Origin of the sequence: Geofilum sp. OHC36d9 (assembly GCF_052400685.1) — a bacterium.
In the GTDB taxonomy this organism is placed as follows: Bacteria; Bacteroidota; Bacteroidia; order Bacteroidales; family Marinilabiliaceae; genus CAZHHH01.
The window spans coordinates 43,064-66,758 of sequence record NZ_JBQTGJ010000018.1; the positions used below are offsets into that span (position 1 = coordinate 43,064).

The window sequence follows — 23,695 nt, forward strand, 5'->3', positions numbered from 1 at the left end:
TTTCGCGGTTTGTATTATTGCTTTTTTGGGGAGTAAAATTAACGGAGCAATTTTATGGTTCCTTTTATGGTTCTTATTTGTTGATCATAGAGCATTACTTGTGCTACATAAGTATAAGTCTCGACAGGTTGAGGTGAGCCTTTATAGGTGCCATCCCAACCTTCATTAATATTATTTGATTCATAAACAATTTGCCCGAAACGGTTGTAAATTTTAAAAGTAATAAGTTTTTCGATGCCCCAGCCTTTAACAAATATCTTTTCGTTGATTCCATCATTGTTTGGTGTGAAAGCTTCTGGTACATCTACAGAGTATATTTTATTTACCGTTAAATTAAAAGGATATGTCAGGCTGAAACAACCGGTTGTATCTGTTACAGTTATGCTGTATTGTTTCGATTCAAGGGCTTGTAGAATGGGTGAGGGGCAATTATAGCACGATAGTTGAGTGGCTGGTGTCCAGTCGTAATAGGCAATGCCTGGATCTGTGATGTCTATTTGCATGGTCTCGCCTACAATGAGTGTGGTATCGGCCAGTGTTATTACCGGTTTTTGCTGAACATAAATATTGGTTGTTCCATAATTGATACAGCCAAATTGGTTGGTTACCGTAACCTGATACCATTCATCGTTTTTGGGAGTCGCCATTGTTACGGCGGCATCAGGTGTTGATAAGTGATCGGTCGGCCACCATTGGTAATGTAGCCCTCCTGCTGCTTGCAGGGTTGCCGCATCTCCAGTACATATAACGGTATCGGGACTTACTTTTACATCTGGTAAAGGATGAATGACAATCTCGCTTTTGGTGACGTATTCGCAGCCTAGTTTGGTATGTTGTATGGTTAAGGTTACAGGATAAGTCCCTGCTGTTTGAAATTCTTTTACCGGTTCCGGAAGGTCTGATAGTGTATTGTCATTAAATTGCCACAGCCATGAAGTGGCATTCACTGAATTATCTTTGAATGCGACCTGCGCTGGTGGGCAAAATTCATCTGATTGGTTATAATAATCAATGGTTGTGTGCAAATCCAGAATATGTAGTGTGTCGATAAGTGCCACGTTACAGGTATTTTCGGCATCGGTTCTTAAAAATAGTAGCGGATATTTATTGCCGGGAGTGGAATAGGCATGTGTGATATTGTTGTCATTTGTCCCTGCGCCATCACCAAAATCCCACGCCAAGTCATACACTTTTTCAAGGTTGGTTGCATTAAAAGCGATGTCGCTGTTAAGACAGGCTGAATCGGGTAAGGAGAATTGGGCGTATGGCCCGTCAACATTAATGAAATTTGTTTTTGTAATGGTATCGGTACAGCCGTAGGTTGTGCGGCTAATTAACCGAACATCGTGTGCGCCCGGGCGATTGTATATGAAAAAAGGGTCTTTTAATTGCGACTGGTTGCTGTTTTCTCCGAAATACCACTGCCATGTTCCCGGGTAATCGGTTTTTGTATCGTTGGAGAATTGAACAATAAGCGGGTAGCAATTTGATTCGGTTATGTCGGCTGAGAAATTGGCTTGCGGTGGTGCCTGAACATGAATATAATTTTCCATCTCGCCGAAGGCCTCGCAGCCGTGAATGTCGGTGATATGAAGTGATACAGTGTAATAGCCGGCTTCAGTGAATTGAATTTGTGGGTCGGAATCTGTGACGGTTATTCCATTGCTGAATGCCCATTGATAAGTATCTATTTCGTTGCCAGAGGTGCTGTGAAAAGTGGTGGTATCATTGATGCAAAGCTGATTGTTATTTGCTTTGAAGGTAGCTTCGGGTGTGATGGTTTTAATTAATTGTTCTTTGTTAATACTATTGCTGCACCCCTGTTCATCGGTAACGGATAATGATACACTATACTGGCCATATTGGGTATATTCGTGCGCAGGGTGTTGTATTGATGCCGTCGTATTGTCGCCAAAGTTCCATTCCCAATCGGTGATAACCGCATCTGAAGTTGTTTTGTCGGCAAATTTGAAAGTGATGGGCATACAGCCAACTTCGTAGTCGACATCGAAATCCGGTTCCGGTTGGTAAATCATGATTTCTTTGGTGAGTGTGTCCCGGCAACCGTTGATGTCCTGTGTTATTAATGAAATGTGATTTAATCCTTTATGTTTAAAAGTGTGCTGTAAAACGTCCATCGACCCGGTTATTTCGCTTTCTTCATTAAACAGCCATAGGTATCTAATCGTTTCTTTGTTGTATGAGAAGGGTGAGTATTCTTCAGAAGTACTGCCATCGAGAGTTAATGTTGCATTTAGACAGGGGGCTGCATCCTCAATGGTGAAATTACTTTTTATTTTGCGGGGGTAAACGTCTCTGACATACGAAAATTCACAGCCTGTTTCGCTGTTGGTGGCATTTAGTTGCACTCTGTAATTCCCCGATGTAGCATAAGTATGTGTTGGATTGGCCACATTGGAAACAAGTGGAGAGCCATCACCAAAATCCCAGGTGTAATCTGTTGCATCAATGACGTTACTTTCAAATTGGTATTGCAAAGGTTGACTGCAATTGGTTTCAATGGTAAAGCTGGCGTATGGACCCAGAATTTTTACGTAATTTTTTTTGATGATTTTAGACGGACAGCCATTGTTGTAGATGGTGAGCGTTACATCCATTAAGCCTGTTTTTTCGTAGAAGTGAGTTGGCATGGAAAGGCCCGGTTCTGCATCATCACCAAAATCCCATACTTCATTAGTGATAAATTTTTTATTGGGAGATGTGATTTCAAATGTAACCATTTCGTCGGCACAAGTTTCGTAGTTCGATGTACGTACAAAATTAGCCTCAAAGGTTTGGCCGGCATTGATGTATTCAGTGGCCGAGGCTACGCATCCTTTTTGGGTGGTCACAGTGAGCTGAATTGGCGTTTTTTTTGGGGCCAGGACGATTACGTCTGTCGAGGTCCCGGTACGGCGATCGCTGCCGTTAACAAGCCATTCGTAGGATATGATTTCATCAACATCACTGTTGTATTCCGATTGGTCGTTAAAAGTTAATCCCATTGGGATACAGCCATTCAGACTAGCGGAATTACCTCCATCGCCGGGATTCATCATAACATGTGGCAGATGGATTTCAACATTGTTTGGTTTTACCAGTGTGCTTTTGCATCCGTTAGCAGTGGTGATGGTCAGAGTGTCACTAAAAACAGCCCGAAAATCCGTTAGTTTGGTCGTCTCAGAAAAGTTAACCGTTGGAGATGCCTGTGTTGAAGTAGCCCCATTCCCAAAGCGCCAGTCGTAGCTTACAGCATTGCTTGATAAACTCTCATATGTTAATGTGGCAGGTAACTGACAGATGTATTGATCTGATACCTTAAAATCAATGTGCGCCTGCTCGATGTTTATAGTGATTTGTTTTTGTTCGCTGCAAGTACCATTGCTTGCGGTTAAAGTGATTTTGTAATCGCCCGGTTGTGTATATACTTTTTTAGGGTGTGAGACAGACGAACTGGTTCCATCTCCGAAGCTCCATTGGTATTGGCCGGCATCTTTACTTAAATTGGTGAAGTAAATGGTGTCTCCCACACACCCCTTTGTGGTTGATGCGCTGAAGTCGGAGGTTGTGTTTGTTATGTTAATAAGATTGTTGAAATACGTAGAGTCGGTACACCCTAAATCATCGGTTATTTTTAATTTAACATTATAACTGCCGGGTTCCTCGTAGTAATGGACTGGCGTTGTTTGGGTGGAGGTTGTTGCATCGCCAAAAGACCAGGATGAGTTGAAGCCGGTACGGGCAATTGAAAGGTTGCTGAATACCACGCTGAGCTCACCTGTGCAGGAGGCAGATGGGTTAACACCAAACAAAGCTTTGGGCTTAACGGCTTCTAGTTTTTGCGGAAGGGTATAGGCGGATTGGCAGCCAAATTCATTCTCGACTACCAATGTGATATCGTAGATGCCGGCAGCATTATAAATGTGGGTCGGAGTCTCTTCTGAGGCGCGTTCGCCGTCGCCAAAACTCCACGTATAGCTCAGTGGACTGTTAATCGGATCTGTTGATTGGTTTTCAAAAGTTGCTTCAAATGGAACACAACCTTCTGATGGCCCGTCGTATACAAAGAAGGCCACAGGATTTGCAACCACCGTGATATAGGCTTCTTTACTTTTGGTGTAGCTGTTTTCTCCATCTGAAGCTGTTAAGGTGATGGTATATTTGCCAGGTGTAATGAAGGTGGTTTGAGGGTTAGGAATTGTAGAGGTATTTCCATTGCCAAAATCCCATTCGTAACTTAGGTCTTCTGGTGATTGTGATGTGTTGTTAAATGTCACATTCAGGGGGGCGCAGCCCGAATCCGTGTTTACCGTAAAGTCAATCGTTGTTTGTGCTGACAAATGGCTTGCTAACAATAAAATTGCTATTGTTAATTGTGGCTTTTTAATATTGAGCGTTGGAAACATAAGTCGTAAATTAGTTGGCTTTATTGGTTTTTGGACTGGGAAATCTTTTTGCAGATTATTTTTATGCAATATAAGAAAATCAGTTTGTATACTAAAAATATATTCTTTACTTTAAACTAGGTTTTATGACTATAATTTTTGTTTATGAAGTTCAGGGTGTTTTCCACACTATTTGTTATACTGATTGGTTGTTTTTTCCTTGACAATGAGAGGTTGGTTGCTCAAACATTTCATTTTTCGGATGCATATTCAACCCACCTTGTTCTTAATCCGGCCAATACTGGTCGTTTTAATGGCGAGTGGCGAGCTGTTGGTGTTTATCGACAACAAGGGGAGAATAATGCCCACGATTATCAGACCGGTTTTTTCAGTTTTGAGCACCCTTTTTATTTTAAAAATGAACGTATTGATGCCGGTATCTATTTTTTAAGTGATAATTCGGCCAATGGAACCTTGCCTGTTAATCGGGTTAATTTGTCTCTGGGACATGGGGTTCGATTGGGTTTAAGGTCGATACTTTACGGCGGGATACAATTTGCCGGTGTTCATAAACAAGTGAAATGGGATGGTATAACGTTTCCGGACCAATACAACAGGAATACAGGCGGTTTTGACCCCACAATGCCCACGGGTGAATTATTTGAAAATTCTTCGACGTTTTATTTAGACGCCGGATTTGGAATGGTATTTTTAAAGCAATGGGATTTTGGAATGGCCAGTTTGGGTTACTCGGCTCAGCAATTGAACAGGCCTCGTGAAACTTTTTTTGATGTTGATAATAATTTATCGATGAAGCATGTTTTCCATGCCAAGGGCGATTTTGTAATTAATGAACGTCTTTTTGTGATTCCCTCTTTGGTTGGTATTTATGTGAATAAAGCATCCGAGACGATGGTTGGTGGGCATTTAGGGTATAATGTAAACGATTGGCTTAATCAAAAAAATAATATTATTGCAGGTTTTCACCTTCGAAACGTAACACAGAACTATCGTTCAATGGTTTTATCGGCCGGTGTTTCATGGCAATACTGGAGTTGTATGGTGGCTTATGATATGGATATTGGGGCTTCGACGGCGGCCAAATATAACAGTTCGACCATTGAATTGGGGGTAACCTATAAATTGCCGTCAACTGATTTAACCCGCAAAATAGTACCATGCGAAAGATATTGATTGTTATATTATTTTGTGCTTGTTACTCTTTGGGTGCTCAATCTGTTTTGCCGCACGGCGAGGAGATGAGTGCGCTGGAAAAATGGCAGTTAAAAGGTTACTATGAAAGTGCTTTGCGAATGAATGACCGATTACAGGCGACAGCTTTTCTGGCTGAATGGCATCGTCGGGATCCGCAAAACGATGAAGTGACTTTCAATTTAGGGCGTCTGTATTATCAGATTCGGAATTATGCCATGGCCGAAGATATTATGCGTGAGTTATATAATAACGATCAACGGCATAATTTGAACGCTTTGTACTATTACGCATTGGTGCGAATGCATTATCGTAATTATGAGGAAGCTTTTGATTATTTTTCACAGCTACGCGGGCGTTATCGTCGAATTGGAGAAAAGAATGTTACCCGTGATGTTATCGATCAGTTATTAATTGGTTGTGAAATGGGAATGGCTGCCAGAGACACCATGGTCACGACAGAGGTCACTCTTTTGTCTGATTCAATCAATACCTCACACTCTGAAGCCGGGGTTATTCTGATTAATGATTCTGTATTTGTGTATGGTTCTACAGCTCCTGATGCGCCCCTTTTTCACGAATTGAACAAACCTTACGTTGCTGTTCAAAATTTTTATGGTGCCCGACTCGCCGGTGACGAATGGATTGGAATGAAGAAGGTTGATCCACCTTTTTTTACTTATGGTGACTTTGACACTGGCCATGGCTGTTTTTCTGTTGACGGGCAACGGTTTTATTTTACCCAATGTGCGAATCAACCCAATGGGGAAAATATTTGTCATATTTATATGTCGCATAAAATTAAAGATGGCGTCTGGTCGGCACCACAGCCGCTAGATAAAGATATCAATCATGTTAATTATACGGCCACTCAACCGGCTGTGGGAAGTTGCTTTAATAATAATCTGGAAGTTTTATATTTTGTCTCTGATCGTCCGGGAGGAGCCGGCGGAATGGATATTTGGTATTCCGTGTACAATAAGAATAAGAAAACCTACACAAAAGCGGCTAATGCCGGTGTTTTTATAAATACCAGCGGCGATGAAATAACGCCCTTTTATGATTTACCTTCCCATAAATTATTTTTTAGTTCTAATGGTCGTGCCGGTTTTGGCGGGTTTGATATTTATAGGGCCGAAGGAAATATGGTCACCTGGGAACCCGCTGAAAATATTGGTTTGCCAATTAATTCTTCGTTCGATGACTTAAATTTTGTGAGAAACCGTTCAGGACAATTTGGGTTCTTTACTTCCAACCGACCTGGCAGCCGCGCGCTGTATTACGACAATTGTTGTGATGATATTTACGCTTTTCGGGAAACTAAGGCACCACGGGTGTTAATTACCGGGAAGCTTGTTAGAGAAGACCAGATCAGCAGTTCACTTTCAACAGTTGATAGTTTAAACGAACCATCTCCGTTGAAGCAAAATGTTTTAATGAACAAGGTCGTATCGGTTGAGATGTTAAGTGATTCCGCCTCTTCCGTATTTCTTCAGGAGGTTACAACTAACGAAAAGGGGGAATTTGAGCTTTGGGTTGACCCCGGTCGAAATTATAAAATTAATGTTGAAGATTCCACTTTGCTTGATCGTAGTTTTATGGTGTCAACCCGCGAGGTTCAAGGTGATGAGACCATTGAACTAAGTACTGTCGCATTGTCTGAAATACCTGAGAAATCAATCGTTTTGGAGAATATTTATTACCGGTTTGATCAGACTGAGTTAACCTCTGAAGCCAAGGAAACGCTAGAACGTACAATTTTGAAACTGATGAATCAATATCCGCAGATAACCATTGAGATATCAGCTCATACCGATAGTTTAGGTGATGCGTTGTACAATCAAAAATTATCGGAAGGTAGAGCAGGAAGCGTAGTGGATTATCTGGTTTCGAAAGGAATATCGTCAAATCGTTTGTCAGCCAGGGGGTATGGCGCCTCGCATCCAATTGCGCCAAACCTAAACGCTGATGGGACGGATAATCCTGAGGGACGGCGGAGAAACAGACGAACTGAATTTCGAATTACTGGCACGGTAAAGTCTAATATTGTTGGGGCCAACTAGTGTTTGTCCATAAAGGAGGGGACTTGAGCTAGAAGGTTTAAATTCTGGGTTTTTAAAGCTTGAGAAGTATGAGTTTATTTAGGTAAATGACCATTTGGGAAGTAAGTGTGATGAAAAAATGGCGTTTTCTTGCTGACATTTACGTAATGGTTGAATTAATCGAAAAATTAAATTATTTTCAAACGGGATTAGTTGTTTAATATGATTTAGAAATAAGGTTTTTTAGTCATATGTTGTTGGCTTGAAAGATGCTTTATTTCTGTGTTTTTTTTTCAATTAAAATATCATTAATAATGAGGCGCTTACTATTGAATATTGTAGTTTGTTTTTTGTTTATGGGGTCGTTGGAGCTGGTTGCTCAGACGGACTCTGTTCAATACGCGTCCATTCGTCGTCAAATAGTGGTTAAGGGCGATCAAAATTATCCGCCTTATGAGTTTCTTAATGATAAAGGGGAACCAGATGGTTTTAATGTCGATTTATTTAAGTCTTTGGCTGAAAAATTAGGGCTGAATTTTACATTGACCTTAGAACCTTGGAATAAAGTCAGAAAAGAACTTGAAGCTGGTGAAATTGATGTAATTACAGGTATGATTGTCACACCCGAACGAATTCAGAAAGTTGCTTTTGGAACGCCTCATAGTGTTATCACCCATGGACTTTTTGTTTCTGAAGAAAGTCGTATTTTAACCTTAGCGGATTTAAAAGGTAAATCGGTGGTGGTTCAGGATGGTGATGTAATGCATGATTTTATGCTTATGAAGGGATGGGCAGATACCTTGATTGCTGTTGCCGATCCTTTGGAAGCGCTGAATTTTATTAATGATAATGTTTATGACGCCGCACTTTTAGCGAGTTATCAAGGTGTTTATTCTATTAAGCAGTCAGATTTAAAAAATGTTGTGTTGCGTACTTCCGATATTGAGCCATACAAGTATGCCATGGCCGTCAAAAAGGGAGAAACTGAATTGTTATGGCTCCTTAATGCAGGGTTATACCAGTTAAAGGAAGACGGAACCTACGATGAGATTTATAATAAGTGGTTTTCGGTATATGAGAAAGGCCGGCTGATGCATCGATTGCTCCCATTTATTGTGCTGGTAGCAGTGAGTTTGGTTTTTTTGTTGGCTTTTATCGTTTTGCTAAGAAAGCAAGTGGCACGAGCCGTGTTGAAAAAAAGAGAAATTGAGGATCAGTTATCAGCGGTTTCCCGATTGGCCCCTATTGGCATCGGGTTGATTGCCAATGATCAAATCATCATGGTTAATGCGTTTATGAGTGAAATGACTGGCTATTCGTCAGAGGAGTTGGTAGGTAATGCGTTTCAGTTGTTGTTTAAGTCGGATGAAGCTTATTTAGCTTTGTATGAATCTGTAAATAAAGGTCTTGAAGAGAATGACTCTGTTTCATTGGAAGCTGAAGTCGTTAAAAAATCTGGTAAGTCATTGTTTGTAATGCTCTCGGCCAGCCGACGTTCAGAGAATTTGGATCAAAATGAGTTGCTGTTTACAATGACTGACATTTCGCTGTCGCGTGAAGCTTTGATGCAGGCTCGTGTAGCCAATGAAAGGCTTAATTTTCAGTTGGATAATTCGCCGTTGGGCCATGTTGAGTTTGATCGTGATATGGTTGTTAAATCCTGGTCTGCTCAGTCTGAATTAATTTTTGGCTGGACCAAAGAGGAGGTCATCGGGCGAGGTTTAACCGAATTTAATTTTATTCATCCGGATGATGTCTATACATTTTCAAAAGGCATATCTAGATTATCCAAAGGCGTAGAGCAACGTAATGTATTGCGCTTTCGTAATTATGCCAAGACTGGTTTGGTAGTGAATTGTGTTTGGTACAATTCGGCGGTATATGACGATTCGGGTGTTTTGTTATCTGTTTTCTGTTTGGTTCAGGATGTGTCACTGTTGCAGAAGGCCGAATCGTTGGCGGCTGAAAAACAGGAACGGTTGCAATGGTTTATGGAGGCAGCTAACGTGGGAACCTGGGAATGGAATATTGATACCGGTAATATTGATATTTCTGATAGTTATGCAGCGATTTTGGGCTATCAGCTGAACGAGTTACAGCCGACGACTCTTGAGAAAATACAACAAATGGTGCATCCCGATGATCGTTTAAAATTTTCAGATTTTTTTGATTTGTATCTTGATGTACCGGAAGGTCCCATTGGGCTTGAATTACGACTTCGTCACAAGGATGGCCATTACATGTATATGCTTGAAAAAGGGATGCCGTTGCCCGGGAAGCGAAAGGATCAAAGGCGGATTTTGGGTATTCAGGTCGATGTTTCTGAAATAAAAAATGCCGAAGAGGAAATTCGTAAATTGTTTGTAGCAACTGACCAGAGCCCTGCCTCTGTTATTATGACCGATGTTGATGGGCATATTGAATATGTTAACCGTAAGTTTATTGCAACCACAGGCTATTCATTCGATGAGCTCAAAGGAAAAGAACTTCGTATATTCAAGGATGGTCATTTGTCGTTTGATGCACATCAGGCAATGTGGAAAACCATTCATAGTGGCGCGGATTGGCGTGGTGAACACCTAAACAGACGAAAAAATAAAGAAAAATATTGGGAGTCGGTTCTCATCTCACCGGTTAAAAATAATGAAGGAAAAGTCCTTAATTATGTAATAGTTAGTGAGGATATTACTGAAAGAAAACGCATCGAGAATGAGTTGATAGAGGCCAAAGAAAAAGCCGAAGAAAGCGATCGTCTAAAAACTGCTTTTTTGAATAATTTATCGCATGAAGTGCGAACGCCATTAAATGCGATTGTTGGTTTTTCAGAAATATTGACGACTGAAAATGGTTCTAATCCTAAAATGGGCATCTATGCCAGAACAATATTAGAGAGTAGCCGACAATTATTATTGCTGATGGACAACATTATTAATACATCGATGATTGAAACAGAAAAATTAAAAGTAGTTAGAGTTCAGACAGATTTAAACCAGTTACTCAATGAGGTTTATAATCAGATGGCTATGGTGGCGGGGAAGAAGAATGTTGTTTTCCGTATAAATTCACTGATCCCTCGCGATAGCGAATTGGTTATGCTCGACCAGATGAAAATTGGTGTTGTGCTTAATAATCTTGTTTCAAATTCTTTAAAATTTACCGATTCGGGCATTGTGCAGGTGACGTGTAGAATGGACGATTTTAATGTTTATTTTGAAGTTCAGGATACTGGTGTTGGCATTCCTGAATCTGTTCAAAATACGGTTTTTGAGCGATTTGAACAAGGTGATAATTTTCTCTCTGGCTTGACTGAAGGCATGGGGCTGGGACTCCCAATCGTGAAAGCATATGTGGAACTAATGGGAGGAACATTGTCATTTACAACATCCGGTAGTGGAACAACTTTTAAGTTCAGTATTCCTCTTAATTTTGATGCGATTTCGGAGGAACAGCCGGAATCAAATTCTTTTACAAAGCCCAAATCCATTATTTTGGTGGTGGACGATTTAGAAATAAACAGTCAGGTTATCAGTGAAATGATTTCCGGGGTGAATGCAGATGTGGTGTATGCCTCAAGTGGGCAGGCAGCCATTGATATGGTCGCTCAAAACCCGGATATCGATTTGGTATTAATGGATTTAAAAATGCCTGGAATGAGCGGTTTGGAGGCTACGCGTGAGATCAAGAAGATGCGTCCGATGTTACCGGTTATTGCCCAAACAGCATATACTCTGGCCGCTGATCGTTCCGCAGCTCTTGATGCCGGGTGTGATGACTATATTGCAAAACCTATTATTAAAAATGTGCTTATTGCTTTGTTGAAAAGGTATCTTAACTAATGCCTGTCCATCTAATCTGGAGTTTGAACAATATAGTTCAAATTCAAGGCTTGCGTCGCTTTAAAAATGTGAGGTTACTGTCGTAAATGATCATTTGAGAGCAAGCGTAAAGCAGAAGTTGGATTTTATTAACAGACTCTGAATATGCAGGGGCATTTAAATTGTGTGTTACGTCGGGTAACTGAAAAATAAATTGTATGATGAAAGTTAGAGCTCTTGATTCTATTGTGTCGTTGTTTGCGTTGGTTGCTGTGTATAAACCCCAGAAAGGTTTTACTTTGATCACAAATACTCTGGAGGTCTATCTAAACTCGAGATTTTCGCGCCAAACCACTGATGCTTCAATTGACTTATTTCATCAGAAAGTGACGGCTTATATGGAGCAGCTTAATGAACGGTATTCGCTTTTTGATGAGTTATTGGGCGATGAAGTTTTGAAGCATTGTAAGCGAATTACTTTAAATATTCAACCCGATGAGCGTCTTCACATGATGGTCTATCTGCTCGAATATCTTCCATATATTTCTGATCATTTAATTGGAGATCTTTCGGGCGATACATATGAGATGATAAAGGGGATAGCTGGGGGACTTAATATTTCGGAAGCTGATTTTAACGATGCTATTTGTTTTATTCTGGATGATTTTGAGCTGGTGTCTGCCAAAAATCAACTTTTTATTATTTGTGATAACCCAAATTTGAAAATCCCCGGGGTGGCTGTTAAAGTGGTGGAGGATCTTAAAGGTCAAATTGTCTTTTTGCGACTTACGGCACTCAATGTTGTCCTTTTTAGAATTGTAGGCGATAGTATTTTTGATTTGAATGACAGACGTTTATATAAGCGCCGGACTTATTATTTGAAGCCGGGTGGCGTTATTCATTCCGATAGTGGGCATCATTTTTTCTTTAACGATATTTATAAAGCGCTAACAGTTACTGATGTTGATCAACATCTTGAACTGAATGTTGGTAATCTGGAGTATTTCTTTTCAAACGGACAACAGGGGATTCATCGGATGAGTTTTAAATGTGAATCCGGCGAAATGATGGCTATAATGGGTGGCAGTGGATCCGGTAAAACAACGCTAATGAATTTGCTTATTGGCGCTTATAAACCCTATAGTGGACATGTCAGAATTAATAACGTGGAGGTGTTTGCAAACCCGGAACTGGTAAAAGGGTACATTGGGTTTGTTCCACAGGATGATGCGCTTAATGAGGAGCTGACGGCTTTCGAAAATTTATTCTACGTGGCGGGTTTATCATTGGGAAACCTGAATAATGAGGCTCGTATCCAAAAAGTGGAATCTGTTTTGTCTGAATTGGGTTTGTCGGGTATTCGCAATTTAAAGGTGGGTAATCCGCTTGATAAAGTGATTAGTGGCGGGCAACGTAAGCGTTTGAATATCGCCATTGAATTAATTCGTGATCCCGGTATTTTATTCCTTGACGAACCAACATCCGGTTTGTCTTCGGCCGACTCTGAGATGCTTATTGATGTACTTCGGGAAGTTGCTGATAAAGGACGAATTGTGGTCCTTAATATCCATCAGCCTTCGAGCGATATTTTTAAGTTATTTGATAAGTTGTTGTTTATTGATCAGGGAGGTTACCCGGTCTATTTCGGCCCTGCCGTGCGCGTTGTTTCTTATTTGAAAGAAGCCTTAAAATTGGTTGATGCGCATGAGAGTGAATGCCCTTTATGCGGTAGTTTAAATCCTGATGATATTTTTCATCTGGTTGAACGACATCGAATTAAAACAAAAGTCCCGGAGGCCAAAGAGCGACTGTTTACTCCGGAACGATGGATGAATTATTTTTATGAAAATGCGCCCGAAGAAGATGATTTTTTCGAACAGGAATTTCAACCTCTTAAATCTCAAAAGCTCGATATTCCCCATCCTGTAAAGCAATTCCGACTCTATCTGTCGCGACTTGTAGCTTCTAAATTATCCGATTTTTCTTCTTTGCTGCTATCCATAGGACTTCCGGCTATACTTGCTGTTTTGCTTTCTATATTTTCTTATTATGAGGATCCTTTATTGGGATATTACTGCTATCATGAAAATGAAAATATGCCGGCCTATCTTTTTATGAGCATCATTGTTGCCATGTTTATTGGTTTAATGAGTGGCTCGGCTGAGATTAATAAAGATCGGCGCACGCTGAAGCGGGAATCTTTTCTCAATTTAAGCTTTGGCGCTTATTTGTTTTCAAAACTAACTTATTTGATGTTGCTGAATGCTTTGCAAATGTTTTTGTTTGTATTTATCAGTTGTCATCTTTTGAAAGTTGAATCCAGTGGTGCTGTTTTTTGGCTTATTATGTGGTCGTTGGCTTTAACTTCCAGTGTGATGGGATTATTTATTTCTGCATTGTTTAAATCAATGTCTTCGGTCTATGTCTCAATTCCGTTTCTCTTGATTCCACAAATACTATTTTCGGGAGCTGTTATTGATTTTAATAAAATTAATAAGATCTTCGCCTCTGACAAGTATGTCCCTATTGTCAGTGAATTGATGCCTTCACGATGGGGCTATGAGGCTTTGATGGTTGCCGACTATACCACAACCGCTTTTGCCGGTGTGTTTTTCGACATGGATCGGCAGCAGTATGAAAGCGGGTATTTTCGTAACTTTTTGATTCCTGAGCTGGATAAAGCTTTTTATGGCGATCATTGGTCTACTGATTTTGTAATATCTCCTGATTCTGCATCTTTTGAGTTGGTAATGAATGGTATTAAGCAGTTGGAAAGATATCTGAAGCATGATTTTAGTCGTTATTATGAAGATGAGCTTATTAAAGGCTCCGATTTTAGGCAACTGATTAGTCGCGCGCGTTCGATGCTGAGCGATATTCAAAATAATTCTCAGGAACGGGAAGATGCTTTGATCCTTTCGATGAGTGACGATGAATACATACAACTGCAACAAGGTTATAATAAAAAAATTCTACAGGTATTGACGGACGAATCCAACGTTCAGAAAATAAAGCGTAAGCCCCATGAGTTAATTAGAAAGATGTCGCCCCTGTATTTTGTGGCTGACAACAATTATGGCCGGTCTCATTTGTACGCGTCACACAAAAGATTTATGAACAAAATTATTTCCACCGGGATTTTTAATGTGGTCATAATTTGGTTGATTACTTTTATTGAATTGGGCCTTGTGGCCATTGTTCGACCGCGATATTAGTTTTTGTCTTTTGCGACTCCGACGTTTGCGACAAATTTTTCGATGGTTTTTATAAATAAGGCGTTCGAGACTGGTTTGATCAGATAATCATCAAAGCCCTCGTTTAGATATTTTATTTTTTCCTCGGGAATTAAGTACGGAGCCTGGGCAATCAGCGTGATGTTGGGCCTGATTCTTTTGGCAGCATGAATAAATTCTGAACCATCCATGTCGGAGTGTCTGATGTCGGAGAAAATAATGCCGATATCTTTTTGTTCAGCCAACAGGGTAATAGCATCGCCTCCAGTGTTAGCATTTAAAACTTCAATGTTGTTTTCCTTGAGGTAAAAGACGATTTCCTGATTGATTTTGTAGCCGTATTGAGCTATCAGAACTTTCATTCTTTGAGGGCTCGTTTTGAGATTCTCGGGCGTGTTCCGCTTTTTGTTTAATGGTATTTGAATGGTGAAAGTGGTGCCTTCATTAATGATGGAATCTACTTCAATGGAACCACCAAGAGTTTCAGTCAGCCCTTTGGCAATGGTTAATCCAATACCCACTCCACCAAAAATGCCTCTGCTTCTGTCAACTATTGACGAAAATGGAAGATATATGGAAGGCAAATTAGAGGTGCTAATACCTACACCGGTATCTTTAATCCAAATAATTAGTTTTTGCTGATTTCGGGTGAAATTAAAACCGATCTCAACCGCCCCTTTATGGGTGTATTTTATGGCGTTGTCTATCAGGCGCTGTAAGATTTGTGTGAGTAGATGATGGTCGCAAAAAATCTTCCCGTTTTTGAGTGCGGGCGCTACGTGGCTATTGATTTTTAAATCGTTTTTTGAGTGACGTGATTGTAGGTTCGAAGTATAGTCAAGCAATTGATCAGCCAGATCCGAGACTTTAAACCAACCGTTTTGAGGCGTTAGTTGATTATTGTTTAGTTGCGTCAGGAGCTTTAATGATTCAACCAGATGGTTTACATCTTCACTGCTTTTTCGAATCAGATTGATATATTCATATTGTTCTTCTGTATTCGGTAAATTTTCCAGTAGTTCAGTTGCGCCCAGTATGCCATTGAGTGAGGTTAATATCTCATGTGAAAAACCGGGTATTACATCTGTTTCAAAGTTTCGGTACAACGGTTCAGAACTTTGCTCAGTCGTCCGGTTTGCTCTAAGCGTGTTTTGATGGGCAAGATGTGTTAATCTTAAGATATATTGTACGTTACCATCGGTGTTGAAGATGGGGTAATAATCGGAACAATACCAATTATTTTTACGTTCTCCCAGCATATAATCAGAACTAACCACTTTGTCGCCCTCCAATGCCTTTTGTATGTAAGATGAGTTGTCGATGTCGCCGGTGATAGCTCTGATTTCATTGAGTGATACCTCGCAGTTGTTGTCGGCCGACAAGTGCAGAAGGTCTTTCATTGAATTGTTGATATACAGGCATTTTTGGTCTGGGGTGATGAGCATTACGCCATCGGTGAGATTATTCATGATTCCCAGGGAGTCGTATATAGGCCTTCCTGCTTCTTCTTTTTTGGGCCTAACATATTCCAGTCGCGTCAGTATAGCCGCTGTATTTTTATTGTAAAATGAGGATATTTTTATCTGATGATACTGCGATTCTTCTTCGAAAATAAATGAGTCTTCAAACCTGCTTTTTCTATTAAAGTCGTGATGCAATAGTCGGGCGATGCTTTCTTGTACTTCGTTACGGGTGGCGGATGTAAGGTTTGCGTCATTCTTTGTCTTGAGGATCTGTTTTGCCGAATTGTTCATGTAGGTGATTTGCCCGGCGAGCCCTTTTAGTGTTGTGTCCTGAATTATGATGCCGCTTGAAAGGTGATCAAAATGCGCTGCACAATCACTTAGTAATCCCGCTGAATTGGCCATTTGTTTTTCAAGCGTTTGGATTTTCAACAAAGATTCATCAAGCAAGTTCTTGGTTTGGTATAGTTCTTTGATGTTTTGGATGGTGATCACTGCAATTTGTATCGACGTATTGAGATCTGTTAACAACATGCCTTTTACTTTGAAAACGTCATTTCTAAGTGTTATGGTTATGCTGTCCTGTTTATTCGTCCAAATATTTTTAATGAATGATGAAAATTGATTTTTAGATTTTTGAGCAGGCGGCCAATTCATGAAATTTAATCCTTTTAATTCTCCTGTTTGACGATTTTCCCATATAGGAGATGACCCATAAGCCTGCTTAATGAGGCCTTGCCTGTTGATTAGCATTATTGAGACCTGCGATTGCTGTTTTAAGATGTTGTTGAGCAACAGGTTGTGGCTTGTCATTTCTATGATTGGTTTTTTCTGTCTGATCATGTGGTGACGAATCAACAAATAAATTACCCATGATGTTACCAATACAAATAAAAGCCCTTTAATAGTTTGAATTTGTTCGAAATTCTGAAAACGATAAATCACTATTTTATCCGAAAGAAAAATCCATATCACACCTATTAAAAAGTAAATGCCAGCGATTACTAAAGGCGCCTCCCAATGGCTTTCTGTGAGTTTCGGTTTTTTCTCTGACATGTTGATTATCTTATTTTTATAAGTCTTATTTATATTCAGTATAACTGTTGATATATAAAAATGTTTCTTGGCTTTAAAAACGTTTGATTCGCCCGTCGAACATTTACTCTCCTTTATTGGGGTTAGGTTTAGCAAATGCTTTTGTTTTATTTTGTTCCTTAAAGGTAAAGTATTTTTATATTTCATCACTTTTTTTTGGGCGGATACTCTCATAACTTTTTATTCGTTTTGATTTGAGTTGTTTGTTTTGTTGCTCTTATTAAGATGTTTATATTTGAAAAACCATATTGTCTAATTTTTTAAATACTGGTTTTAAGGTGTTGCATAATTGTACAACCAGGACTTTTGAACAACTTTATTAGGATTTGGTTATTTTAATTAGTGCCTGTAAGTGAATTTTTGTGGCAGATCAGAAAGCTGTTTTTTGCGGATTTAATGTTCGGAAACATGTGTGTGCAATCGCAATTGACTATTTTGAAACCTGAAGTACTAAAAATGATGCTTTTTGGTTGATGTGAAATCCTATTTGTCCATAAATTCATGAGTTTGCTGGACATTTTAAACTCAAGGCTTTCGCAGTTCGGCGATTGGTGTAAATAACCATTTTGAGAGTAACCCTAACACCCTGGTTGAACTTTCTATTCAGATTCTAAATAATATAAACCTAAATAAACCTGAAAAGTCATCTTATGAAAAAGTTTTATTTATTGATTTTGTGCGGCCTACTGGTTGGCAGTCTTTATGCTCAGGAGCGCCCCAGGGTGGACAAGTCGGCTTTTGTTGCCGCTGGCCAGCTTGAGAAGTCTGACCAGTTGCTCATTTGGCTAGATGATGCCGACAGCATGTATAAAAAGGAGTTATTCCACGAAGCCTTTTTGATTTATCAAAAATTGTTCGATTATGTAGCTACCAATAGTGCTTTAAACTATCGGTTGGGCGTAAGTGCTTTGATGTCCGGTTATCCGGCTTCGGCTGTTCATTACCTGAATATAAGCGATCCCGGTATAGCATCCGATTATTATTATATGCTGGGCCGGGCCTATCAGCTTAATCAGCAATATTCCAAGGCGATTGAGGCCTATGGAATGTATGATAGTTCGTTACGGGCTTTATTCCGACGTCATTTTAGCGTTTATTATCAGCAGCTGACTCAGGAATGTCTGTTTGGAATGGAAGCTATTAACGATTCTTTGCCGTATTTTATAATTAATTTGGGTGAAGCTGTTAATTCGGTTTATGACGATTATGCACCTGTGTTGGTTCCAGGTGGGGATGCGATGTATTATACCACCCGACAACCGTTGGAGCCATTGAATAAACCCGTTAGGCAGGATCGCCTTGATGAGAATGTTAAGTATTCTAAATTTGACGTCAATGGCAGCACTGTTGGGACTTTTCTTACGGGCCTCTCTCTTAGGCGTAATGTGAGTGTGGCTGGTGTTGATGCCACATTTGATCGTATTTTTCTTTATAAAGGTAAAAAACGTTCAGGAAGTGTCTATTCAGCAATCACGGAGGAGGATTTTGTCGCTCGGCTTTTTAGAATGAAAGGTAAAATTGATAAGAAGTTTGTGAAGGAGGGGTATTTTTCAGTCGCTGAAAATGGACTGGGCGTTTTTAATACCAACCGTTGGGATTATCGTTACGGCGAGGATTTGGTATTTACCAATAAGGTGCGTTTTCGCAGAGTCAAAAATGCCTTTGTGGCTGATGGTAACATCAATACTTTGCTGGATGAGAAAAGTGCCGTTTTAACGCCCGACGGACAGACTCTGTATTTTGCCAGTAATGGGCACGAAGGTTTTGGCGGATTTGATATTTACCGCAGCAATTTGCTGGACGACGGAAGTTGGTCAGCCCCGCAAAATATGGGGTATCCCATTAATACCCCTGCCAATGAACTGTATTATTTCCCCACCACCGATTCGTTGGTGGCTTTGGTTGCTTCTGATCGTGCCGGAGGTATGGGAGGTCTCGATATTTATAAGATTATTAAAGATATTAGAATACCTTTTGATTTGTGGGGCGAAGTTGTGGATGCCGAAAACGGAAATCAGCTGAAGGCTTTGGTTACTGTTGTTGATAATGCCACAGGTGAGCCGTTGGTCTCTGCAGTTAGTGATTCTCTATCCGGCGAATATTTTATTCATCTTGAGGATGCCGGTGACTTTTCGGTGCAGGCACAAGTACCCGGATATGCCGGAAAAGTTGATCGTATTGAAACCCCTACAGAGCGAAACGTTCGTTTACGTAAAGATTTTCAACTGGCTCGTCTGGCCTCTCCTTTTACCATGGAAGGCTGGGTGCGTAACGAGGCAAATGGCGCACCTGTTCAGGCTGAAATTGTGTTTAAACAACTCGCTAATGATTCGGTGGTGGGCCGGGGCTACACCAATGGAGTGGATGGCACCTATAACATAACACTTGATGATAAACGCAATATGGTGATGGAGGTTAATGCGAATAAGTATTTTCTTTTTACCGATACTTTAATGCTGCGGGATCATCACCAGTCAAGCTTTCACAAAGATGTACTTCTGAAAAGAAGTCAAGTGAGCTATACACTGGCAGGACATGTAACCGAGGTCAATACCAACCAATCGGTGGCTGCCTCGCTGGCATTTTATGAGCCGGCTGCAGAAGCGCCTTTTCTTACGGCTTTTTCGGATACGTTGTCGGGTAAATACGCCGTCACACTCGAAAAGGAGGGCCCATTTATCGTAGAAGTTAATGCCGATGGCTATTTCTTTGTTAATATGCCTTTGGTATTCCCTGAGGATTCAACACTTCTGATACGAAATGTGGCAATGCAAAAAATGTCTGCCGGATCACGTATCGTCGTCGAAAATATCCTTTTTAATTCAGGCAAGGCGACTTTGAAAGCTGAATCGTATTCGGAACTTAATAAGTTGGTTCGCCTGCTTCTCGAAAATAGTTCTGTTCGGATTGAAGTGTCAGGACATACCGATAATGTGGGATCCGCGTCTCTTAATAAACGTCTGTCGCGGAGCCGGGCCGAATCGGTTAAAAATTATTTGCAAAGTCATGGCGTGGACGCCGGACGTATAGAGTTCGAAGGCTATGGCTTTGATCGTCCTATTGCACCTAATGATACGCCCGAGGGAAGGGCAGCCAACCGAAGGGTGGAAATAGAAGTGCTTGATTAATCTGATGACCTTAATAACGAGTATAAGCAAGAAACCTAAGAGCTTGATGAGAATTGTTCAAATTCAAGGCTTGCGAAGTTCGATGAATGTGATTTTATGATCGTAGATAACCATTTTGAGGACAAGCGTAACGCCGAAGTTGAACTTTTCTTGCAAGCACTAACTAAAACGACAAACTTATGAAGCGTAGATTACTTTTGACAGGAGCGATGGCAGGTTTGATTTGGCTTGCCGGTTGCAAGGGCGATGATATTATTATAAACACCGATGGTGACGAAGAAAAAGTGCTGGAGTTGGATATGCCGGCAATTAATTTTTCATACACTATTGCTGAGGCATTAGAGGATGTTGATCAGGAGTATTTTGTGGTTGACGATGATGGTCTGGTGTGGTTATCTTATAGACAGGATGTTTCGGTTGACTGGGATGAATTGGTGCAACTGAATGATATTAATGAGCATTGGAGTTATGGAATGAGTGACCTTTTACTGGCGCCGGAAACGTCTGAGCTGAAGAGCTCCAAAACTATTTCATATTCAGAAAAAGTAAAATTGAACCACAAGGATATTGTGCGGTACGACTCCGCCCATTTTACCAGCGGCCTTATTAATTTAGATGGGAGGCTCCCAACGGGTTTAACTGGAACCATTACTTTGTCCATACCTGAAACAGACCCTTTGATTTCAAAGTCTTTCACGCTTGATGGTATTAATAACTTTTTCAGCGATGCCATACAGATGGAAAATATGGATGTCCTGTTTGGCCATGGTGTTGATTCCAGCTATGTTACTCTTAAGATCGATGCTGAACTTAACTTTATTGGACTTCCGGCTGGGAATATGGAGGTTGAGTTGGGAATCTCTGATATGGAACCTGAATATATTTTTGGTTATTTTGGACAACAGGAAGCGATTCAGCTGAATGAGGGTATGGTGTTTGAAGGTATTGAAGAAATAAGAGAATTTGACTACTTCGATCTGCGTGATATCAGATTGTCTTTAAATACTGACAACTCTATAGGTGTCCCTTTCAAAATAGAAGCAACAGATATCAACTTTTTTAAAGAGTCTTCGTCGGTAAATCCCGATTGGGTATTAGACGTTAACGGGGAGTCGCGTGTGACATTGGATGTGGCTGCGGCAACTTACGGTGACCCCATAATACCCGGTAACGGTTCCATTGAACTCAACTCTGATAATTCGAATATACTGGTCATTGGAAATGCTTTCCCTGAACGGATTGAATGTGATATCAGAGCGTTTTCAAATCCGGATGGTGAAGTGAGTGGATCGCCTAATTTTATGGCAAGAATTGATTCTCTGTATGCCAATTTGTTTATGGAAGCGCCTCTCTGGTTGCGGGTCGATAAATATCAGCGTACCGACACCATTGATTTTGATTTTGTTGATATGATGGACGATGATCGTGAAAATGCCGAAAAGGTGGAGGAGATTACGATATATCTGGATTTTTACAGCAAGTTACCGGTGGAATTAAATGCCAATATATATGTTGCCGATAAAGATTATATTAAGATAGACGACTTGTTAACCGATTTTCAGGAAGTGATAGCTTCTGGGACTCCTGATAGTAATGGTCGCGTTACAGAACCCAAACACACCGCTTTTAAAATTGACGTTACGGGTGAACAGATGCTTGATTTCTTTGATAAAGGAGGAATGTATATTATGCTTCAAACACGTTCTTCAACCTATAATGAAGGCAGCGAATATGTCAAAATTTATGACGATGCTTCCTTCAAAGTTTCTCTTTCTTTTGAAGGGGCGGGGAGAGTGTTTAGTTTTTAATTTTTCGTTAATTTTCAATCAGTAAGCTATGTTCAGATTATCTTATATATCATTATTGTTTTTGCTTTTGCTGTGGATGAGGTTGCCGGTTCAGGCCCAGGATCCCATGGGCTTGTATTATATGGAAACCATTCCGCAGTCTTTTATGATTAATCCGGCTATGCAGCCACGTGCCAATGGTTTTTTTGCGCTGCCATCTGTTAATCAAAATTTTAAAAGTGATGTGGCGTTTAAAAATATTTTTCAGGAAAATAGTCCCGAATGGGTTAGCCCGTTGAGTTCTAAATACGATTTTGACAAATTAAAACGGGCAACAGGCAAAGCCCTTAATTTTAACGAATCCGTTGATGTTGGGATTCTGGGTTTGGGCTTTAGGACAGGCAAAGATTACCTGTCGTTAACGTTTTCGGTTAAAAGTGTGATGCAATCTGGCTTGCCGTACGATTTGATTCGTATTGCCGATGATGGCTTTCCCAGTGGATCCAGTTATGATTTTTCATCGTTACGAATGAGAGGCTATTCTTATCAGGAGCTCTCTTTTGGCTATAGCCGGGAGTGGACCGACCGGTTAACCGTGGGGATGAAGTTTAAGCCTTTGTTTGGCATTATGGGCGGTACCACTGATATTAGTACTTTTAAGCTTGAGACGTCACGGCAGGAATGGGTCGTAAGGGTGGATGGGTCGGTATCGGCATCGGCACCGCTCGAGGTCACAGAAGCTGAGGAAGCTGGTGACTTTCCCGAATCTATCGATGGCAAGGATATGGAAGATGACGATTGGTCTGATTATTTGTCGTCGTTTAAAAATTCGGGACTGGCATTTGACTTTGGTGCTGTTTATGAGTTCTCGGATCGCTTAACTTTTTCTGCCGCTCTGGTAAATTTAGGTTATATTAAATGGAAAGAAGATTTGAATACGCTTTCGTTTAGTGGTAGTTACTCTTTTACCGGCTTAGATGTCGACGGGGCGGATGAAGACCTGGATAAGGCTTTTGAAGATTTAGGCGACTCTTTGAAAACGATCATCAATTATCAGACCGGCCATGATAAATTTAGCACCGGATTAACGCCTGAATTTTATATTGGTGCCCGGTATCAGGTTTCACCTACGTTTACGTTGGGCGTGTTGTCGCGTAGTATGTTTCAAAAGTATAATTTTAGGCAGGATTTTAATTTTTCAGCAAATGTTCAACCTTATAGTTTTCTGGCTTTTAACCTGAATTACAGTTTGCGACCCGGTGGCGGTAATGGCCTGGGTACGGGTTTCTCAATGCTTTTGGGCCCATTGCAGTTATATATGCTGGCCGACTATATACCAACACGTTATTCAACGGTTTATATGGATGAAGATGAGTTTACCATGTTTCCCAATGCGCGTAATGTGAGTGTGAAAATGGGACTTAATCTTATTTTTGGTCGTCATGGCTATCGCGACCGGCCCATGCTTGGTCAATTATAATTTATTGTTTCGATGTTAAGCAAACAGCCGGCAGATCTCAAATCTGTCGGCTGTT

The 23,695-nt window shown here is 40.5% G+C and carries 9 protein-coding genes; 7 read left to right on the plus strand and 2 right to left on the minus strand.

Going from position 1 to position 23,695, the window contains the following annotated elements; all coding sequences use genetic code 11:
- Positions 1 to 38: 38 nt before the first annotated feature.
- The gene (locus ACT3CD_RS14315; protein WP_444646331.1) at positions 39 to 4,406 is read right to left on the minus strand and encodes a PKD domain-containing protein; all 4,368 of its coding nucleotides are present in this window, start codon (positions 4,404 to 4,406) and stop codon (positions 39 to 41) included.
- Positions 4,407 to 4,550: 144 nt separating this feature from the next.
- On the opposite strand from ACT3CD_RS14315, the gene ACT3CD_RS14320 reads away from it, so the two are divergent.
- The 4 genes from ACT3CD_RS14320 (at position 4,551) to ACT3CD_RS14335 (ending at position 14,669) form a co-directional block, all read left to right on the plus strand.
- On the plus strand, positions 4,551 to 5,579 hold the full coding sequence (locus tag ACT3CD_RS14320; RefSeq protein ID WP_444646332.1) for a PorP/SprF family type IX secretion system membrane protein: 1,029 nt from the start codon (positions 4,551 to 4,553) through the stop codon (positions 5,577 to 5,579).
- Positions 5,564 to 7,660 carry an OmpA family protein gene (locus ACT3CD_RS14325; RefSeq protein WP_444646333.1) on the plus strand — a complete coding sequence of 699 codons (2,097 nt, stop codon included), beginning with the start codon at positions 5,564 to 5,566 and terminating at the stop codon, positions 7,658 to 7,660. Before ACT3CD_RS14320 ends, ACT3CD_RS14325 begins: the two co-directional genes overlap by 16 nt.
- Positions 7,661 to 7,953: 293 nt before the next feature.
- Positions 7,954 to 11,475 (plus strand): PAS domain S-box protein, encoded by a 3,522-nt coding sequence (locus tag ACT3CD_RS14330; RefSeq protein WP_444646334.1) that lies wholly within the window; start codon positions 7,954 to 7,956, stop codon positions 11,473 to 11,475.
- 197 nt (positions 11,476 to 11,672) lie between these two features.
- Entirely contained in the window at positions 11,673 to 14,669 is a 2,997-nt protein-coding gene (locus ACT3CD_RS14335; protein ID WP_444646335.1) for an ATP-binding cassette domain-containing protein, read from the plus strand.
- On the opposite strand, the gene ACT3CD_RS14340 is transcribed toward ACT3CD_RS14335, so the two are convergent.
- On the minus strand, positions 14,666 to 17,206 hold the full coding sequence (locus ACT3CD_RS14340) for an ATP-binding protein (protein ID WP_444646336.1): 2,541 nt from the start codon (positions 17,204 to 17,206) through the stop codon (positions 14,666 to 14,668). The two genes, ACT3CD_RS14335 and ACT3CD_RS14340, sit on opposite strands and share 4 nt — an antisense overlap.
- Positions 17,207 to 17,895: 689 nt before the next feature.
- On the opposite strand from ACT3CD_RS14340, the gene ACT3CD_RS14345 reads away from it, so the two are divergent.
- The 3 genes from ACT3CD_RS14345 to ACT3CD_RS14355 all read left to right on the plus strand — a co-directional run bounded on the left by ACT3CD_RS14345 (position 17,896) and on the right by ACT3CD_RS14355 (position 23,640).
- The gene (locus tag ACT3CD_RS14345; RefSeq protein WP_444646337.1) at positions 17,896 to 20,373 is read left to right on the plus strand and encodes an OmpA family protein; all 2,478 of its coding nucleotides are present in this window, start codon (positions 17,896 to 17,898) and stop codon (positions 20,371 to 20,373) included.
- 179 nt (positions 20,374 to 20,552) lie between these two features.
- The gene (locus ACT3CD_RS14350) at positions 20,553 to 22,181 is read left to right on the plus strand and encodes a hypothetical protein (protein ID WP_444646338.1); all 1,629 of its coding nucleotides are present in this window, start codon (positions 20,553 to 20,555) and stop codon (positions 22,179 to 22,181) included.
- Positions 22,182 to 22,209: 28 nt separating this feature from the next.
- Positions 22,210 to 23,640 carry a DUF5723 family protein gene (locus tag ACT3CD_RS14355; RefSeq protein ID WP_444646339.1) on the plus strand — a complete coding sequence of 477 codons (1,431 nt, stop codon included), beginning with the start codon at positions 22,210 to 22,212 and terminating at the stop codon, positions 23,638 to 23,640.
- The last annotated feature ends 55 nt before the right edge of the window (positions 23,641 to 23,695 follow it).

Bases quoted from the DNA above. Each gene is read 5' to 3' on its own strand.
- ACT3CD_RS14315 (WP_444646331.1), bottom strand. From the start codon at position 4,406: ATGTTTCCAACGCTCAATATTAAAAAGCCACAATTAACAATAGCAATT.
- ACT3CD_RS14320 (WP_444646332.1), top strand. From the start codon at position 4,551: ATGAAGTTCAGGGTGTTTTCCACACTATTTGTTATACTGATTGGTTGT.
- ACT3CD_RS14325 (WP_444646333.1), top strand. From the start codon at position 5,564: ATGCGAAAGATATTGATTGTTATATTATTTTGTGCTTGTTACTCTTTG.
- ACT3CD_RS14330 (WP_444646334.1), top strand. From the start codon at position 7,954: ATGAGGCGCTTACTATTGAATATTGTAGTTTGTTTTTTGTTTATGGGG.
- ACT3CD_RS14335 (WP_444646335.1), top strand. From the start codon at position 11,673: ATGATGAAAGTTAGAGCTCTTGATTCTATTGTGTCGTTGTTTGCGTTG.
- ACT3CD_RS14340 (WP_444646336.1), bottom strand. From the start codon at position 17,206: ATGTCAGAGAAAAAACCGAAACTCACAGAAAGCCATTGGGAGGCGCCT.
- ACT3CD_RS14345 (WP_444646337.1), top strand. From the start codon at position 17,896: ATGAAAAAGTTTTATTTATTGATTTTGTGCGGCCTACTGGTTGGCAGT.
- ACT3CD_RS14350 (WP_444646338.1), top strand. From the start codon at position 20,553: ATGAAGCGTAGATTACTTTTGACAGGAGCGATGGCAGGTTTGATTTGG.
- ACT3CD_RS14355 (WP_444646339.1), top strand. From the start codon at position 22,210: ATGTTCAGATTATCTTATATATCATTATTGTTTTTGCTTTTGCTGTGG.